The following is a 16,673-nucleotide window of genomic DNA, read 5'->3' as shown; positions in this document are numbered from 1 at the left end:
GTCAGGCAGCGACCGGGCGAACCTCGGTCACTTCCGGGATATAGTGGCGCAGCAGGTTCTCGATCCCCATCTTCAGCGTCAGGGTCGACGAGGGGCACCCGGCGCAGGCGCCCTTCATGTGCAGATAAACGACACCGCGGTCGAAGCCGTGAAAGGTGATGTCGCCGCCATCTTGCGCCACGGCAGGACGCACGCGGGTGTCCAGCAGCTCCTTGATCTGCTTGACGATCTCGCCATCCTCGCCTTCGTGGATGGCATGGGCGGCCTCGGCCTCGCCCTCGATCGCCGGCAGGCCGGACTGGAAATGTTCCATGATCGCGCCAAGGATCGCGGGCTTGACATGTTCCCAGGCCGCGTCGGCCCCTTTGGTCACGGTGACGAAATCATTGCCAAGGAACACGCCGGTCACGCCGCCAACGGCAAAGATCCGCCGTGCAAGGGGCGATTGCGCCGCAGCATCGGCCGACGGGAAATCGGCAGTGCCCACGGCCATCACGTCCTGACCAGGCAGGAATTTCAGCGTGGCGGGGTTCGGGGTGGTTTCGGTCTGGATGAACATGGCAGCAATCTCCGGGGTTAAGGGGGATATGCGCCCCGCCCCCCATCCTGTCAAGAACGGCAGGGGCCAGCAGCAGGTTCGGGCAAGGATTTGGCGGGCCCGGGCCGCAGCACGCCGGCCTCGGTCACGATCAGGTCAAGCGGCTGGTCGGTGGGCTCGATCGGCACGGCATCGACCTGTTGGGCGGCAAAGGCAAAGCCGATCGCAGGCACCGGGCCGGTGGCGCGCAGCCCTTCCAGCGTGCGGTCATAGAACCCCCCGCCATAGCCCAGCCGGAAGCCCCTTGCATCAAAGGCGACCAGCGGCACGATCAGCACCTGCGGCACCAGCCAGTCGCCGCTTTCGGGGATCAGCGCGCCGAACGCGCCCTCGACCATCCGGCTGCCGGGCGTCCAGGCGCGAAACCGCAAGGGCTGGCCCCGCGCGATGACCACCGGCACGCAGACCGGACCATCCCAGGCCGCCATGGCGGGCAAAGGGTCGATTTCCGACCGCATCGGCATATAGCCGGCCAGCACCTTGCCACGATGTGGGGCGAGGGCCGCCAGCAGGTGATCGGTCGCCCTGCCCTGCCCGGTGGCATGGGCAAGCGCGCGGGCGGCAAATGCCGCCTCGCGCAGCGCGGATTTTTCAACGACAGCGTTCACAGCAGCACCACCGTGGCCAGCCCCAGAAAGGCAAAGAAGCCGACCACATCGGTCATCGTCGTGACAAAGGTGCCCGAGGCCAGCGCCGGATCCAGCTTCAGCCGGTGCAGCAAAAGCGGCACCAGAACCCCGGACAGCGCCGCAATGGTCAGGTTGACGATGATCGCCGCCCCGATCACCGCCCCCAGCAGCACATCGCGCCCATAGAACGCCCAGGCGACCAGCCCCATCACCAGCGCAAAACCCAGCCCGTTCAACAGGCCTACCGTCAGTTCCCGCCAGATCACCCGCGTCGCGTTCGAGGATGTCAGATCGCGCGTCGCCAGCGCCCGCACCGCGACGGTCAGCGATTGGGTCCCCGCATTCCCGCCCATCGAGGCGACAATCGGCATCAGCGCCGCCAGCGCGACGATCATCACGATGGTATGTTCGAACAGCCCGATCACCATGGCGGCCACGTTAGCCGTGACCAGATTGACCGCCAGCCAGGGAAAGCGCTGGCGCACGGTTTCCCACACGCCGTCCGAAAGCGAGCTTTCCTCGCCCACGCCGGCCATGCGCAGCATGTCTTCCTCGTGCTCCTCGTCCAGCACCGACATGGCGTCGTCGATGGTGATCACCCCGGCCAGCCGCCCGCCTTCATCGACCACCGGCAGGGTGATCAGGTGATACTGGGTGAAGATATAGGCCACATCCGCCTCGGCCTCGGTGGCGGCGATGGTGCGGAAACTGTCCTCGGCGATCTCGGACAGCTTCACCTCGCGACGCGCCGACAGGATGCGGCCCAGCGTGACATAGCCTGCCGGCTTCATGCGCGGATCGACCAGGATCACATGATAGAACTGGTCGGGCAGCCAGTCCTCGCCGCGCAGGAAGTCGATGGCCTCGCCCACCGTCCAGTGCAGCGGGGCCGAGACCACCTCGCGCTGCATCAGACGGCCGGCGGAATATTCCGGATAGGACAGCGACTGTTCGACCGCCGCCCGGTCGTCGCGGTCCAGCGCATCCAGAATGCGTTCCTGCGCCGGTTCCTCGAGGTCTTCCAGAATGTCGACCACATCGTCGGAATCAAGCTCGCGCACCGCCTCGGCCAGAACCTCGGGGGCCAGGCTCTCGATGACCTCCTCGCGGATCGACTCGTCGATTTCCGACAGGATCTCGCCGTCGATCTCGCGGCCCCACAGCTTGAGCAGGGCCGCCCGCTCGCCCGAGCGGATCTGTTCCAGAATGTCCGCGATGTCAGCGGCGTGAAGCGGCTCGAGCAGATCGACAAGAAGGGCGGAATCCCCGGCCTCGACCGCCTCGCGGACAGCATCGACCACCTCTTGCGGGGGGGCGGCGCGCGGGCTTTCGGGATCGTCCGACATGTCGCGCCTCCTTGTTCGCCGGGATTGCGGCGACCTTACCCGAAGGTGTTTCGGGAAAACAGGGGCAACGGGGAAATTTACCCGCGCCGCGATTGGGGTTAGGCTGGCGCGTCTTGCTTGGATGGAGAATTGCGTGGCCCAACTGCTGACCGGACAGGTGCTGAGCTTTGCCGCAGACCCCTTTGCCGAAGGGATCGCGGCGGCGCGGATCGAAACCGATGGCGCGGTGCTGGTCGAGGGCGGCGTGATCCGCGCGGTCGGCCCGGCCGCCCGGCTGCGCGCGGCCCATCCGCAGGTGCCCGTCATCAGCCACGGGCGGAACCTCATTTCGGCCGGGTTCATCGACGCCCATGTCCACTATCCGCAGACCGCCATCATCGCCAGCTGGGGCAAGCGGCTGATCGACTGGCTGAACCTTTATACCTTTCCCGAGGAAATGCGCTTTGCCGATCCGGCCTATGCCGCTGCGATTGCCAGCCGCTATTTCGATCTGACACTGGCGAACGGCACGACGACCGTGTGCAGCTATTGCACCATCCACCCCGCCAGCGTGGATGCGTTCTTTGAGCAGGCGCAGGCGCGCGGGCTGCGGGTGCTGGCGGGCAAGACCTGCATGGACCGCGACACGGCGCCCGAAGGGCTGCGCGATACCGCCCGCTCGGCCCATGACGACTCGGCCCGGCTGATCGCCAAATGGCATCAGCTCGACCGGCTGTCCTATGTGATCACGCCGCGGTTCTCGCCCACCTCGACCCCTGAACAGCTCGAGGCGCTGGGGGCGCTATGGGCCGCGAACCCCGATTGCCTGATGCAGACCCACCTGAGCGAGCAGACCGACGAGATCGCCTGGGTCAAGGGCCTTTACCCCACCGACCGCGACTATCTGGACACTTATGAACGCTTTGGTCTGGTCGGCCCTGGCGCGGTCTTTGGCCATGCCATCTGGCTGGAGGACCGCGAGCGGGCAAAGCTGCTGGACATGGATTGCAGCCTGATCCACTGCCCGACCTCGAACACCTTCATCGGCTCGGGGCTCTTCGACATGGGCGGGCTGAAGGCGGCGGGCCACCGGATCGGGCTGGCCACCGACACCGGGGGCGGGTCGTCGTTTTCCATGCTGCGCACCATGGCGGCGGCCTATGAGGTCGGGCAGCTGAAAGGCCGCGCCCTGCATCCGGCCGAGCTATGGTGGCTGGCCACCCAAGGGTCCGCGCAATCGCTGCGCATGGACGACCGCATCGGCACTATCGCCCCGGGGATGGAGGCCGATCTGGTGGTGATCGACCTGGAGTCCACCCCCGCCATCGCGCAGGCAACCAGCCGCGCCGAAGATCTGTGGCAGGCGCTGTTCCCGACCATCATGATGGGCGATGACCGGGCGATTGCCGCGACCTATATTGCCGGGCGCCGGGTCGGGGGCTGATACAGGCGCGGCGCCGTTGACCGGCGCTGGAGGGGTTTCACACCCCTCCAGACCTCCCCGTGGGGTATTTTCGGCAAGGTGATGAAAGCGGATGGGACGGATAGCGCAGGCCGTTTTCCCCGCAGCCCCTGACGGCCTGTCCGACCTGACACGCACCCCCGGATCGCAACAGGCAGGCAACACCCCATTCGCGTCGTCGCATCGTTGGCAGCCCGCCCCCTTGCCCGCGCCCGCGCCAGGGTCTAGCCCCTGTAACGGGAACGTAACAGGCAGGTAACACCCCATGAGCGTCGCTGTGCTGCTGGCCGTGCTGGGCGCGGCCTTTCTTCATGCGCTGTGGAATGCGCTGATCCGCATCGGCACGTCGCGCATCGGGGCCATGGTGATCCTGTCGGTGATGGAAATTCCCATGGGGCTTTCGGTCGTGCTGATGCGCCCGCTGCCCCCGGTCGAGGTGATCCCCTGGGTGCTGGCCGCCGGTTGCGCGCATTTCGGCTACAAGTTCTTTCTGGCCCATGCCTACGAGGTTGGCGACCTGAGCCGCGTCTATCCCATCGCGCGCGGGGCCGCGCCCATGATGGCGGCCATCGCAGGGCTCTTCCTGCTGGCCGATGCGGTGAGGCCCATCGAATATGTCGGCATCGCGGTGCTGGGGCTTGGCATCCTGACCATGGCGCGGGGCGTCTTTACCGATGGCGAATCGCGCCGGCTGCTGCCCTTTGCCTTTGGCTCGGCCATGGCCACGGCCAGCTATACGCTGATCGACGGCATGGGCGCGCGGGTGTCGGGCGATGCCATCGCCTATGTCGGCTGGATCTATGTGGTCGACGGCATCCTGTTCGCGGTCGGCATGGTGGCGCTGAAGGGGCGCGGGGTGCTGGGCGGCGGGGCACGGGCCTGGACCACAGGGGCCGCCGCCTCGGTCGCCTCGTATGGGGCCTATGCGATTTCGGTCTGGGCCATGACGGTCGCCCCCATCGCCCTGGTCGCGGCGCTGCGCGAGACCTCGATCCTCTTCGCCGTGCTCATCGGCTGGCTGATCTTTGGCGAGCGGATGACGCCCAACAAGGCGCTTGCCGCCGCCCTGATCGTCGGCGGGGTGATCCTGACGCGGCTCTAGCGCGTCGCACCCCCTTGCGATTTTGCGTGGCAGGGGCTACGCGGGCGCATGACCCAGCACCAGCGCCTCCTCATCATCGACTTCGGATCGCAAGTGACGCAGCTGATTGCGCGGCGCTTGCGGGAACTCAACGTCTATTGCGAAATCCATCCCTACAACCGGGTGGATGATGCCTTCCTGCGCGACTTCGCGCCCAAGGCCGTGATCCTGTCGGGCGGCCCCGACAGCGTGACCCGCCCCGGCAGCCCCCGCGCACCCGAAAGCCTGTGGACCTTTGGCGTGCCCGTCCTCGGGATCTGCTATGGCCAGCAGACCATGATGACCCAGCTGGGGGGCCTCGTGGAATCGGGCCATGGCACCGCCGAATTCGGCCGCGCCTTCGTGACCCCGGCCAATGGCGATCTGCCCATCCTGAACGGCTGGTTCGATCAGGGGCGCGAGCAGGTCTGGATGAGCCACGGGGATCACGTATCAAAGATCGCGCCGGGCTTTACTGTCTATGGCACCTCGCCCAATGCGCCCTTCGCCATCACCGCCGATGTGGCGCGCAACTTCTATGCCGTGCAGTTCCACCCCGAGGTGCATCACACCCCCAAGGGCGCGAAACTCTACGAGAATTTCGTGAAACTGGCCGGCTTTACCGGCGACTGGACGATGGCCAGCTACCGCGAGGATGCGATTGCCAAGATCCGCGCGCAGGTGGGCGACAAGAAGGTCATCTGCGCCCTGTCCGGCGGTGTCGACAGTTCCGTCGCCGCCATCCTGATCCACGAGGCGATCGGCGAGCAGCTGACCTGCGTTTTCGTCGATCACGGCCTTCTGCGCCTGAACGAGGCCCAGGAAGTCGTGTCGATGTTCCGCGAGGCCTATAATCTGCCGTTGATCCATGCCGACGAATCCGACCTGTTCCTTGGCGCGCTCGAGGGCGTGTCGGACCCCGAGGTCAAGCGCAAGACCATCGGCCGGCTGTTCATCGACGTGTTCCAGAAATACGCCAACGAAATCGACGGTGCGGAATTCCTGGCCCAGGGCACGCTGTATCCCGATGTGATCGAATCGGTGTCCTTCTCGGGTGGCCCTTCGGTCACCATCAAGTCGCACCACAATGTCGGCGGCCTGCCCGAAAAGATGGGCATGAAGCTGGTGGAACCCCTGCGCGAGCTCTTCAAGGACGAGGTGCGCGCCTTGGGCCGAGAGCTTGGCCTGCCGGAAAAGTTCATCCGCCGCCACCCCTTCCCCGGCCCGGGCCTGGCCATCCGCTGCCCCGGCGAGATCACCCGCGAAAAGCTGGAGATCCTGCGCCGCGCCGATGCGGTCTATATCGACCAGATCCGCAAGCATGGCCTCTATGACGAAATCTGGCAGGCCTTTGCCGCCATCCTGCCGATGCGCACGGTGGGCGTGATGGGCGACGGGCGGACCTACGATTACGCCGTCGGCCTGCGCGCCGTGACCTCGGTCGACGGGATGACCGCCGATTACTACCCCTTTACCCATGACTTCCTGGGCGAAACCGCCACGCGGATCATCAACGAGGTCAAAGGCGTGAACCGGGTGTTCTACGACGTCACCTCGAAACCGCCGGGCACGATCGAGCTGGAATGATCACGCTGAGCGGCTTCCTTGTGTGCACAACGGCCGAGGAAGCCGCCCGCGTCCGTGCCCATCTGCCTGACCATGTTGCCCTGACGCGCGCCGAGCCCGGCTGCCTGTCGTTTCAGGTCACGCCGACCGACGATCCTTTGATCTGGCGGGTGGAGGAAACCTTTACCGACCGCCCCGCGCTCAACGCGCATCAGACCCGCGCGGCCCGCAGCGCCTGGGCCGAGGCAACCGCAGGCATCCGCCGCGACTATACGATCCGCGAAGACTGACCCGCCGCGCCCCCACAAGCTCCGCGCACACCCGCTCCTTGCCTTTCGCCTTGAAGAAAATATCCTCGGGGGGAGGACCGGCTTGCCGGGCCGGGGGGCAGAAGGCCCCCCTTCTTTCACCCGCCACGTTGCACAGACGTCGACGCAGAAAAGGGGGCCTCGGCCCCCTCTGGCCGTTCCGGCCATTCACCCCCGAGGATATTTTCTTCAAGGCGAAACGAGACCCAGGCAGATGGTCTGCGTGCCGACCTTGCCCGCGATCGGCAGCCATAAGCAAAGGGCCGGCGCGTTTCCGCACCGGCCCCCGTAACGCCCTGCCCTGGCAGCTTATTCGCGGTTGCCCAGGAATTGCAGCAGGAACATGAACATGTTGAGGAAGTCGAGGTAGAGCCGCAGCGCGCCCATGATCGCCGACTTGCCCAGCCATTCGCTGTCGCCATGCTGGGCATGGGCGATGTAATCGGTCTTGATCGACTGGGTGTCATAGGCGGTCAGGCCGGCAAAGATCAGCACGCCGATCACCGAAATCGCGAACTGCAGCGCCGACGAGGCGATGAAGATGTTCACGATCGAGGCGACGATCAGGCCGATCAGGCCCATCATCAGGAAGGTGCCGAACCCCGACAGGTCACGCTTGGTGGTGTAGCCATAGAGCGACAGGCCCGCAAAGGCGATGGCCGTCACCAGGAAGGTCTGCGCGATCGAGGCTCCGGTATAGACCAGGAAGATCGACGACAGGGACAGCCCCATCAGCACGGCATAGCCGTAGAACACCAGCTGCGCTGTGGCCGCCGACATGCGGTTGATGAGCGCGCTGAAGCCGAAGACCACCAGCAGCGGCGCGAACATGATCACCCACTTCAGGGGCGAGGCATAGATCGCATAGCCCAGCTGGGTCAGCGCCCCGTCCGGGCCCACCGCCAGACCGGCGATGGCCCAGGCGGCCCCCGCAGTCAGCAGCATGGCCACGGACATCAGCCCGTAGACCTTGTTCATATGGGCCTTCAGGCCCTCGTCGATCCGAACGCTCTGTGCGCCGACAGATCCCGCGCGGATCGTCTGATAGTCTGCCATTGGTCAGCCTCCGTCATGCATGGCGAAAGCCGCCTGTGCAGGATCACACAGGCGTCTGCCGTCAATATCGGGGTGGAACCTCGGGTTTTCAAGAACTTCCCGCGCATTCCGATCAACAGAATGCGATCAGGCCAACCAGTGGCGCGGCACGTCCCAGGCACGGCGCGAGGCTTCGGTGATCGCCTCCTCGCGGGTCAGGCCAATATCGGCCAGCAGGGCATCGTCCAGCGCGGCCAGCTGGCGGCGTTGGGCAGCCAGCGCAAAGGCGGCGCGCAGGCGGGTGGCAAGGCTGCGGGCGCCACGCCGTTCCACGCGGCGCAGCGCGAAGATCGAGGTATGGAGCGAGGCGAACATGGGGGTCGTCCTTTCAGGGTGCGTGATCCGAGTCGCCGGATCATCAAATGTCTTGATCCTTTTGCCTGATTGCTGTTCATTATGGAAATGAATGGTTTTGAACCATTACATCAGGAACTGTGATATGCCGCGCCAACTCGACCTGACCTCTCTGCGCAGCTTCGTGGCCGTTGCCGATTCAGGCGGCGTGACCCGTGCGGCGGGCTTTCTGAACCTGACGCAATCGGCCGTCTCGATGCAGCTCAAGCGGCTGGAAGAGGCGTTGGGCGTCGATCTGATGGACCGCGCCGGGCGGGGCGTTGCCCTGACCGCCGCGGGCGAGCAGCTGCTGGGCTATGCGCGGCGGATGCTGAACCTCAACGATGAGGCGCTGGCCCGCCTGACCGGCCAGACCTTCGAGGGCGAGGTGGTGCTGGGCGTGCCTTCGGACATCGTCTATCCGGCGATCCCGCGCGTGCTGCGGCGCTTTTCGCAAGATTATCCCAAGATGCGCGTCACGCTGGTGTCGTCCTATACCCGGCGGCTGAAACGGCTGTTCGATCAGGGCGAATGCGACGTGATCCTGACCACCGAGGACGTGGCCGACAAGGGGGGCGAGACGTTGCGGTCGATCCCGCTGATCTGGGTGGGGGCGCCGGGGGGCCATGCCTGGAAACAGCGCCCGCTGCCGCTGGCGTTCGAATACAACTGCATCTTTCGGGTGCGGGTGCAGACCGCGCTGGACGCGGCCGGGATCCCCTGGGTGATGGCGGCGGAATCCGAGACCACCCGGTCGATCGAGGCATCGCTCTCGGCCGATCTGGCGCTGCATGTGCTGGTCGAAGGCGCCGAGCCGCGCGAGATCCAGCGTGTGCCCCATGGTGGCACCCTGCCCGATCTGGGGCACACACAGGTCAACCTGTATGTGGCGGAAACCGGCCATGGCGATGCGGCGGGCGCACTGGCAACCATGATACGTCAGGAATATGCGGCGGGCTGAGGGCAGCTGGGCGCAGCCTGTATCAGGCCGCGCGGGTTACCGCACCAACCGTCGCCCCCCCAGGGATTATGGATCGACGGGGCCCGCGTGACGCGCTGCTGCCAGCCCCGGCGGGCAGCAGCGCGCCGAAGGCGCGGGTTACATCGTCACGACGACCTTGCCGGTGGATTTGCGGCTGCGCAGCAGTTCCAGCGCCACATCGGCCTGTTCCAGCGGCAGCGCATGGCTGACATGCGGCCTCAGCTTGCCGGCAGCATACATGGCCATCAGCTCGGCGATGCTCTGGGTCACGATGGCCGGTTTGAACGCCATGTAGCCGCCCCAGTAGACCCCCAGCACCGTCAGGTTCTTGACCAGCAAAAGGTTGGCCGGGATCTGCGGCACGCCGCCGCCTGCAAAGCCGATGGGGATCAGCCGTCCCTCGGGGTTGGTGGCGCGCAGGGCCGCCATGAAGCCATCGCCCCCGACCGCATCATAGACCACATCGGCCCCGCCAAGCGCCTTGACCTCGCGGCGCAGATCGGCGGTTTCGCTGTCGATCAGATGATCGGCGCCAGCGGCCTGAGCGACCGCCAGCTTGTCCGCCCCGCGGGCACAGGCAATGACGCGCGCGCCCATGGCCTTGCCGATCTCGACCGCTGTCAGCCCGACCCCGCCGGCCGCGCCGGTGACCAGCAGCGTCTCGCCCGGTTGCAGGCGGGCCCGGTGCCCCAGCGCCAGATGCGAGGTGCCATAGGCGATCAGGAAGGCCGCCGCATGATCGAACGGCATGGCATCGGGCAGCCTGACACAGCGATCGGCGGCAAAGACGCCCCATTCGGCCAGCCCGCCCTGCCCGGCAAACACTGCCACACGATCGCCCGGCATCAGCCCCGTCACACCTTCGCCGGTCTCCTCGACCGTGCCCGCCACCTCCATCCCCAGGGTAAAGGGCGGCTCGGGCCGTTCCTGATATTCGCCCTTGAGCATGAGCAGGTCGGCAAAGTTGAGCCCGCAGGCCGCGATCCGCAGCAAGACCTCGCCCGGTCCCGGGGCTGGCCGGTCCACCTCGGCAAGTCCGGCATCGCCCCCAAAGGCCCGGATACGATACGCGCGCATGAGAATCTTCCCCTTTTTTCCGTCATGCGAACGGTAGCGGTTGCAGGCAGGCATGACCAGCACTTGCAGAACGCGAAGTCTGCAGGGGTTGAGCCTTCGCAAAATGCGCACAGGATTCGCGAAATGCAAACACAATTTCAACTTGCGGCGGGTGGATCGCTCAAAAGATAACACCTGAGAGACAGTGCGTTCAGGACAAATTCAGATTTTGCTACTTTTGCGGCGGTAGCGCGATCAGATTTCTTGCAGAGCGACAAAAATATGAAAGAACTAGCTCAAGGGGCATGTGTGAGCCCCGCGCGTAACGAGGACTGGGAAGGGAGAGTTTCATGAAGCATCCTGTAGACGCACATGTCGGTAAACGCATTCGTCACCGCCGCTGGATGGTGGGGATGACGCAACAACAACTTGCGGACCGCGTGGGCATCAAGTTTCAACAAATCCAAAAATACGAAACCGGCATGAACCGGGTCAGCGCCTCGCGGCTTTACGACATCGCCCGCGAGATGGAAGTGCCGATCAGCTTCTTCTTTGACGGGCTTGACGCGGCAGATACTGCACGGCCAGCAGGCGATCTGATGGGGGACAAGGAGGCGATGGAGCTGATCCGCGCCTACTACAGCATCCCTGAAGCCCAGCGCCGCCGCCTGTTCGATCTGGCGCGCGTGCTGTCCGACACTTCGGCCGCCTGAGCATCGGGCTTGACCGCACTGACCCGTCGCGCTAGCCGCGGCGGGTCAGTGCGTTGACCGGAGGCTGTAATGACGACCCGACGCGACCCCGCCCTGGACGCCCGACTGGTCGCGGTGGCCGAGACCCTGGCCGATGCGGCGCGGCGCGTGACGCTGGAACATTTCCGGCGCGGCGATCTGACGGCCGACAGCAAGGAAGCCGACCGCTTCGATCCGGTCACGGTGGCCGACCGCGCCGCCGAGGATGCGATGCGCGCCCTGCTGGCCGAGCTGCGCCCCGAAGATGGCATTCTGGGTGAAGAACGCGGGCAGCATCAGGGAACCAGCGGGTTGACCTGGGTTCTGGACCCGATCGACGGCACCCGCGCCTATCTGTCGGGCACCCCGACCTGGGGCGTTCTGATCGGGCTGACCGATGCCGATGGCCCCGTCCTTGGCATCATCGACCAACCCTATATCGGCGAGCGGTTCATCGGTGCCCCCGGCGTTGCGCGGCTGAGCGGGCCGCAAGGCGCAGCCCCCTTGCGCACCCGCGCGCCGCGTCCCCTGGCCGAGGCGATCATCTTCACCACCTTCCCCGAGGTCGGCACCCCCGAGGAAGGCACCGCCTTTCACCGCCTGGCCCGGCGCTGCAAGCTGGTGCGCTATGGCATGGATTGCTACGCCTATGGGCTGGTCGCCGCCGGCCAGATCGACCTTGTGGTCGAGGCCGGGCTTCAGTCCTATGACATCGTGGCCCCCATCGCCGTGATCGAGGCGGCAGGCGGCATCGTGACCGACTGGAAGGGGCGCCCTGCGCACAATGGCGGGCGGGTCATCGCGGCCGCCAATGCCGCCGTCCATGCCGAGGCGCTGGCCCTGCTGTCGCAGGTATCGGACCCATGACAGGGTTTTGACAGCTTCGTGATTTGCGGCAATAGTCGCAAGGCGCACACCGCACGGAGGGGAGGCCGACGGATGGGCAAGCACGTACTCCTCATCGAGGACGAGCCGAACATTTCCGAGGCGATCCGCTTCATCCTGACCCGCGACGGGTTCCGCGTCTCGTGCCACCATCAGGGGCGCGATGCGCTGGATGTGGTGCGGGCGGAACAGCCCGATGCGCTGATCCTTGACGCCATGCTGCCCGGCCGCAACGGCTATGACATCCTGCGCGATCTGCGCGCAGAACCTGCGACCGCCGCCTTGCCGGTGCTGATGCTGACCGCGCGCGGCCAGGGGCGCGACCGCGAACTGGCCGAGGCGGCGGGGGCCAGCGGCTTCATGGCCAAGCCGTTTTCCAACGCCGAGGTTCTGGCCTCGGTCCGCGCGCTGCTGGGGCAGACGTGAAGCCGCCCCGCCAGCCGGTCTTTGTGGCGCCCCCGATCTACCGCAGCCGGCGGCTGCGCGATGCCGCCCGCTTTGTCCCGGTGCTGGGGGCGGTGCTGATGCTGCTGCCGATGCTGTGGGCGCCAGAGCCGGACGGCGCACGGTCGACCGCGCGGGACGGCATCTATGTGTTCGCCATCTGGGCGGGGCTGATCGTGGCAACGCGCCTTTTGTCCACCCGGCTGGACGAGGACACGCCCGGCAGCGGACCGGACGAGGACTAGGCCCGTGCCCTTCAACCTTCTGGTCCTGGCCTGTCTTGCCTATGTGGCCTTTCTGTTCACCGTCGCCTTTGTGGCCGACCGGCGGGCCGAGGCGGGCACGCTGCCATGGCTCAGCTCACCGCTGGTCTATACGCTGTCGCTGTCGGTCTATTGCACCGCATGGACCTTTTATGGTGCGGTCGGCTATGCGGCGCGGTCCGGGCTGGAATTCGTCACCATCTACCTGGGCCCGACGCTGGTGTTCATCGGCTGGTGGGTGGTGCTGCGCAAGCTGGTGCGGATCGCCAAGACGCAGCGCGTCACCTCGATCGCGGATCTGATCTCCAGCCGCTATGGCAAGTCGAGCCTGCTGGGCGTGGTGGTCACGCTGATCTGCGTGACGGCGGCGACACCCTATATCGCGCTGCAACTGCAATCGGTGGCGCTGTCGTTTTCGGTCTTTGCCTCGGACACGCCGGACGGCTGGCACCTGCCCGACCGCGATACCACGGCGCTGTGGGTGGCCGGGGGGCTGGCGCTGTTCACCATCCTGTTCGGCACCCGCAATCTGGATGCGAACGAGCAGCACCATGGCGTGGTCACCGCCATCGCCGTCGAGGCGGTGGTCAAGCTGGTCGCGCTGGTCGCGGTCGGGGTGTTCGTCGTCTGGATCGTGGCCGATGGCCCGGCCGATATCGTGACGCGGATCGACGCATCGCGCCTGGCGGGCTGGGAGCTGGTGCCGGGCCGCTGGGCCGGGCTGATCTTCCTGTCGGCCGCCGCCATCCTGACGCTGCCCCGCATGTTTCAGGTGCTGGTGGTCGAAAACGCCGACGAGCGGCACCTGTCCACTGCCAGCTGGGCCTTTCCGCTGTATCTGGCAGCCATGAGCCTGTTCGTCGTGCCCATCGCCGTGGTCGGGCTGGAGGTGCTGCCGGACGGGTCGAACCCCGATCTGTTCGTGCTGACGCTTCCGCTGGCGCTCGATCAGGGGGGGCTGGCGATGCTGGCCTTTCTGGGCGGGTTTTCCTCGGCGACCTCGATGGTCATCGTGGCGGCCATTGCGCTGGCGACCATGGTGTCGAACCATGTCGTCATGCCGCTGATCCTGGCCTTTGGCGAGCGCAAGGGGACCGAGCCGGGTGATCTGAGGCGCGTTGTGCTGCTGGCGCGGCGGCTGTCCATCGCCGGGGTGATGGCGCTGGGATATGGCTATTACACGCTGACCGGCGGATCGGGCGCGCTGGCGGCGACCGGGCTGATCGCCTTTGTGGGCGTCGCGCAAATCCTGCCGGCCATGCTGGGGGCGCTGTTCTGGCGCGGTGCGACACGCACGGGCGCCATGCTGGGGCTGGGCACCGGGTTCGGGCTGTGGCTTTACACCCTTTATCTGCCGTCCTTTGGCCAGGGTGCGGTGATTGCCGCCCATGTGTTCGAGGGTGGTCTCTTCGGCCTTGGCTGGCTGCGCCCCGAGGCGCTGTTCGGCATATCCGGCATGGACCCGCTGCTGCACGCGCTGTTCTGGTCGCTGGCGGTCAACACCTTGCTGTTCGTCGGCGGATCGCTGCTGACCTTTCCCAGCCCGATGGAGCGGCTTCAGGGCGCGCGCTTCGTGCAGGCGTTCGACCAGTCCGGCCCCGCCCCCGGCTGGTCGCGCGGTCAGGCCGAGCCCGAGGATCTGCTGGTCATGGCCCAGCGCATCCTGGGCGAGGATGTGGCGCTGGCCTTCTTTCAGGCCAATGCGAGGGCGCAGGGCAAGGATGGCTATCTGCCCGACATCACCCCCGCCTTCATGAACGATCTGGAACGGCGGCTGTCGGGGTCCATCGGTGCGGCGGCGGCCCATGCGATGATTGCGCAGATCGCGGGCGGTGCCTCGGTCTCGGTCGAGGATCTGATGGCGGTGGCGAACGAAACCGCGCAGATCATGGAATATTCCGCCCGGCTCGAGGCCCAGCAGGACGAGCTGACCCGCACCGCCCGCCAGCTGCGCGAGGCGAATGACAAGCTGACCCAGCTGTCGGTGCAAAAGGATGCCTTCCTGAGCCAGATCAGCCACGAATTGCGCACGCCCATGACCTCGATCCGGGCGTTTTCCGAGATCATGATGGACGAGGATGTCCCGCCCGAATTGTGCGCCCGCTATGCCGGCATCATCCATGACGAGGCGATCCGCCTGACCCGGCTGCTGGATGATCTGCTGGATCTGTCGGTGCTGGAAAGCGGCACGGTGCAACTGACGCTGCGCACGGCCAGCCTGCGCGACATGCTGGACCGCGCCTTGCAGGCCGCCGGATCGACCCGCCCGGAACGCGACTTTGCCCTGCACCGCGACGGTCAGGCGGAACAGGTGACGGTCAGCTCGGACATCGACCGCCTGACGCAGGTGTTCATCAACATCATCTCGAATGCCCGGAAATACTGCGATGCCGAGGCGCCGGCGCTGCGCATCGTCGTGCGGCGCAAGGGCGATCAGGTGCAGGTCGATTTCATCGACAACGGCAGCGGAATTCCGAAACCCTCGCAGGCGCTGATCTTTGAAAAGTTCGCCCGGCTGACGGATTCGGCCAAGGCAGGCGGGGCGGGCCTTGGCCTCGCGATCTGCCGCGAGATCATGCAAAATCTGGGCGGCAGCATCGCCTATCTGCCCGGACAGGGCGGCGCGGCGTTTCGGGTGGTGTTCCCGGCCACGCTGGTGCTGCCGATCGGCGGGCCGGCGTAAACCATTCGCTAACCTCGGGGTGTCAGACTGGGGCTGTTGAAAGGCAGGCTCGGGATGACGGCAGACAGCGTTCTCAGGCGCAAGGTCGCGGTGCGCAGCGATGATCGCGGCGGCGGGGAAACCGGGGCACGGGCATGGCGCACCGCCTTTGCCCGTGTCGCGCGCGACATGGTGGGGCTGGATCTGGCGGTTCCGGTCCTGCGGGACGATCGGCGCTCGCTGGCTGAACTGCTGGATCTGGTGCCGGAACGCGCCTTGCTCGCGGTGCTGGAAGGGCCGGGGAACGGGCTGGGGCTGCTGGTGATGTCGCCGGAACTGACGGCCTCGGTGATCGAATCGCAGACCATCGGCCGCGTCATCGCCGGCCCGGTGCTGCCCCGCCGCCCGACCCGGACCGATGCCGCCATGTCGGCCGGGCTGATCGACGGGGCGCTGGCCGCGCTGGAGACTGCGCTGGCGACGGCCCCCGATCTGACCTGGACCGCCGGCTTTCGCTATGCCTCGTTCCTCGAAGACGCGCGGCCGCTGGATCTGCTGCTCGATGACATCCCGTATCGCGTGCTGATCTGCGATCTCGACATTGCCGCAGGCGCGCGACAAGGGCGGCTGCTGCTGGCCTTGCCCGCCGAAGGTCGCGGGCCGAAACCCGCCCCCGCCCCTGCGCCGGGCGAAACCCCGGCAACGGCGCAGGCCTGGCAAGCGGCACTGTCAGGCGCGGTTCTGGGTGCCGATGTCGCGGTCGAGGCGGTGATCACCCGCATCCGCCTGCCCCTCTCGCAGGCCATGGCGCTGGAACCCGGAATGGTCCTGCCGCTGCCCGATGCCCGGCTGGACCGGATTGCCCTGCAAGGTCCCGGGGGGCAACCGCTTGGGACGGGCCGCCTTGGCCAGAACCGGGGCAGCCGGGCGTTGAAGATGGACGATATCGGCGGCGATGCCGCGTCGCCCCATGCCCGCCAGACCGAGATTGCGCCCCGCTCTGCCCCATTGGACAGCGCGCCCGCTGAAACGCCTGCCACAGACCCGCCACCACCTGCCCTTGCGCGCAGTGCATGACCGGGCCATTCGGCGGCGCCCTGAATTCCCTGATACGGTTGATAGGGCTGGCCGGGTGGCTGCTCGGGCCAATCAGGCGCAAGGTGCTGCAGGCCCCGCGCGACAGACCGGCGGCGACACCAGCCGTGGCGGGACCA

Annotated in this window: 17 protein-coding genes; 11 read left to right on the top strand and 6 right to left on the bottom strand. The window is 66.6% G+C overall.

Annotated features, from left to right (window positions below):
- Position 1: 1 nt before the first annotated feature.
- From G481_RS0104745 to mgtE, 3 genes are read right to left on the bottom strand one after another with little or no spacing between them, the layout of a single operon-like run.
- Positions 2 to 559, bottom strand: a complete 558-nt coding sequence (locus G481_RS0104745; RefSeq protein ID WP_028028995.1) for a NifU family protein — start codon at positions 557 to 559, stop codon at positions 2 to 4.
- Positions 560 to 609: 50 nt separating this feature from the next.
- Positions 610 to 1,206: a 5-formyltetrahydrofolate cyclo-ligase gene (locus G481_RS22865; RefSeq protein WP_035025090.1), complete on the bottom strand. Its 597-nt coding sequence runs from the start codon at positions 1,204 to 1,206 to the stop codon at positions 610 to 612.
- Positions 1,203 to 2,573, bottom strand: a complete 1,371-nt coding sequence (gene mgtE, locus G481_RS0104735; RefSeq protein ID WP_028028994.1) for a magnesium transporter — start codon at positions 2,571 to 2,573, stop codon at positions 1,203 to 1,205. Before mgtE ends, G481_RS22865 begins: the two co-directional genes overlap by 4 nt.
- Before the next feature lie 133 nt (positions 2,574 to 2,706).
- Here mgtE and guaD point away from each other — a divergent pair, with 133 nt between their 5' ends.
- The 4 genes from guaD (at position 2,707) to G481_RS0104715 (ending at position 6,990) form a co-directional block, all read left to right on the top strand.
- Positions 2,707 to 3,996, top strand: a complete 1,290-nt coding sequence (gene guaD, locus G481_RS0104730; protein ID WP_028028993.1) for a guanine deaminase — start codon at positions 2,707 to 2,709, stop codon at positions 3,994 to 3,996.
- Between the two features lie 283 nt (positions 3,997 to 4,279).
- On the top strand, positions 4,280 to 5,116 hold the full coding sequence (locus tag G481_RS0104725) for a DMT family transporter (protein WP_028028992.1): 837 nt from the start codon (positions 4,280 to 4,282) through the stop codon (positions 5,114 to 5,116).
- 48 nt (positions 5,117 to 5,164) lie between these two features.
- The gene (gene guaA / locus G481_RS0104720; protein ID WP_028028991.1) at positions 5,165 to 6,721 is read left to right on the top strand and encodes a glutamine-hydrolyzing GMP synthase; all 1,557 of its coding nucleotides are present in this window, start codon (positions 5,165 to 5,167) and stop codon (positions 6,719 to 6,721) included.
- Positions 6,718 to 6,990, top strand: a complete 273-nt coding sequence (locus G481_RS0104715; protein WP_028028990.1) for a putative quinol monooxygenase — start codon at positions 6,718 to 6,720, stop codon at positions 6,988 to 6,990. The genes guaA and G481_RS0104715 overlap by 4 nt, the downstream gene beginning before the upstream one ends.
- A gap of 327 nt (positions 6,991 to 7,317) precedes the next feature.
- On the opposite strand, the gene G481_RS0104710 is transcribed toward G481_RS0104715, so the two are convergent.
- Both G481_RS0104710 and G481_RS0104705 read right to left on the bottom strand, forming a co-directional pair.
- Positions 7,318 to 8,064, bottom strand: a complete 747-nt coding sequence (locus tag G481_RS0104710; protein ID WP_028028989.1) for a Bax inhibitor-1/YccA family protein — start codon at positions 8,062 to 8,064, stop codon at positions 7,318 to 7,320.
- A gap of 126 nt (positions 8,065 to 8,190) precedes the next feature.
- Positions 8,191 to 8,418 (bottom strand): YjiS-like domain-containing protein, encoded by a 228-nt coding sequence (locus G481_RS0104705; protein ID WP_028028988.1) that lies wholly within the window; start codon positions 8,416 to 8,418, stop codon positions 8,191 to 8,193.
- A 124-nt stretch (positions 8,419 to 8,542) separates the two neighbouring features.
- Between G481_RS0104705 and G481_RS0104700 the strand changes: the two genes are divergently transcribed.
- Positions 8,543 to 9,397 carry a LysR family transcriptional regulator gene (locus G481_RS0104700; protein WP_028028987.1) on the top strand — a complete coding sequence of 285 codons (855 nt, stop codon included), beginning with the start codon at positions 8,543 to 8,545 and terminating at the stop codon, positions 9,395 to 9,397.
- Positions 9,398 to 9,535: 138 nt separating this feature from the next.
- On the opposite strand, the gene G481_RS0104695 is transcribed toward G481_RS0104700, so the two are convergent.
- Positions 9,536 to 10,495 (bottom strand): NADPH:quinone oxidoreductase family protein, encoded by a 960-nt coding sequence (locus tag G481_RS0104695; protein WP_028028986.1) that lies wholly within the window; start codon positions 10,493 to 10,495, stop codon positions 9,536 to 9,538.
- Positions 10,496 to 10,824: 329 nt separating this feature from the next.
- On the opposite strand from G481_RS0104695, the gene G481_RS0104690 reads away from it, so the two are divergent.
- The 6 genes from G481_RS0104690 to G481_RS22860 all read left to right on the top strand — a co-directional run bounded on the left by G481_RS0104690 (position 10,825) and on the right by G481_RS22860 (position 16,536).
- Entirely contained in the window at positions 10,825 to 11,187 is a 363-nt protein-coding gene (locus tag G481_RS0104690; RefSeq protein WP_028028985.1) for a helix-turn-helix domain-containing protein, read from the top strand.
- 69 nt (positions 11,188 to 11,256) lie between these two features.
- Complete coding sequence (hisN, locus tag G481_RS0104685) at positions 11,257 to 12,072, top strand: histidinol-phosphatase (RefSeq protein ID WP_035025085.1); 816 nt, start codon at positions 11,257 to 11,259, stop codon at positions 12,070 to 12,072.
- 72 nt (positions 12,073 to 12,144) lie between these two features.
- The gene (locus G481_RS0104680; RefSeq protein ID WP_028028983.1) at positions 12,145 to 12,516 is read left to right on the top strand and encodes a response regulator transcription factor; all 372 of its coding nucleotides are present in this window, start codon (positions 12,145 to 12,147) and stop codon (positions 12,514 to 12,516) included.
- On the top strand, positions 12,513 to 12,779 hold the full coding sequence (locus G481_RS0104675; RefSeq protein WP_028028982.1) for a hypothetical protein: 267 nt from the start codon (positions 12,513 to 12,515) through the stop codon (positions 12,777 to 12,779). The genes G481_RS0104680 and G481_RS0104675 overlap by 4 nt, the downstream gene beginning before the upstream one ends.
- Positions 12,780 to 12,783: 4 nt before the next feature.
- A complete protein-coding gene (locus G481_RS0104670) occupies positions 12,784 to 15,480 on the top strand; it encodes a sensor histidine kinase (protein ID WP_028028981.1) in 2,697 nt (898 codons plus the stop codon).
- Between the two features lie 54 nt (positions 15,481 to 15,534).
- On the top strand, positions 15,535 to 16,536 hold the full coding sequence (locus G481_RS22860) for a FliM/FliN family flagellar motor switch protein (protein WP_051294302.1): 1,002 nt from the start codon (positions 15,535 to 15,537) through the stop codon (positions 16,534 to 16,536).
- Positions 16,537 to 16,673 lie beyond the last annotated feature (137 nt).

It is taken from the genome of Gemmobacter nectariphilus DSM 15620, from assembly GCF_000429765.1.
Taxonomy (GTDB): Bacteria; Pseudomonadota; Alphaproteobacteria; order Rhodobacterales; family Rhodobacteraceae; genus Wagnerdoeblera; species Wagnerdoeblera nectariphila.
The sequence above is the reverse complement of the archived record's forward strand: the minus strand, read 5'-3'. Positions and strand labels throughout refer to the sequence as shown.

Coding starts and splice junctions, on each gene's coding strand:
- G481_RS0104745 (WP_028028995.1), bottom strand. CDS start 559: ATGTTCATCCAGACCGAAACCACCCCGAACCCCGCCACGCTGAAATTC.
- mgtE (WP_028028994.1), bottom strand. CDS start 2,573: ATGTCGGACGATCCCGAAAGCCCGCGCGCCGCCCCCCCGCAAGAGGTG.
- G481_RS0104725 (WP_028028992.1), top strand. CDS start 4,280: ATGAGCGTCGCTGTGCTGCTGGCCGTGCTGGGCGCGGCCTTTCTTCAT.
- guaA (WP_028028991.1), top strand. CDS start 5,165: ATGACCCAGCACCAGCGCCTCCTCATCATCGACTTCGGATCGCAAGTG.
- G481_RS0104715 (WP_028028990.1), top strand. CDS start 6,718: ATGATCACGCTGAGCGGCTTCCTTGTGTGCACAACGGCCGAGGAAGCC.
- G481_RS0104710 (WP_028028989.1), bottom strand. CDS start 8,064: ATGGCAGACTATCAGACGATCCGCGCGGGATCTGTCGGCGCACAGAGC.
- G481_RS0104705 (WP_028028988.1), bottom strand. CDS start 8,418: ATGTTCGCCTCGCTCCATACCTCGATCTTCGCGCTGCGCCGCGTGGAA.
- G481_RS0104700 (WP_028028987.1), top strand. CDS start 8,543: ATGCCGCGCCAACTCGACCTGACCTCTCTGCGCAGCTTCGTGGCCGTT.
- G481_RS0104695 (WP_028028986.1), bottom strand. CDS start 10,495: ATGCGCGCGTATCGTATCCGGGCCTTTGGGGGCGATGCCGGACTTGCC.
- G481_RS0104690 (WP_028028985.1), top strand. CDS start 10,825: ATGAAGCATCCTGTAGACGCACATGTCGGTAAACGCATTCGTCACCGC.
- hisN (WP_035025085.1), top strand. CDS start 11,257: ATGACGACCCGACGCGACCCCGCCCTGGACGCCCGACTGGTCGCGGTG.
- G481_RS0104680 (WP_028028983.1), top strand. CDS start 12,145: ATGGGCAAGCACGTACTCCTCATCGAGGACGAGCCGAACATTTCCGAG.
- G481_RS22860 (WP_051294302.1), top strand. CDS start 15,535: ATGACGGCAGACAGCGTTCTCAGGCGCAAGGTCGCGGTGCGCAGCGAT.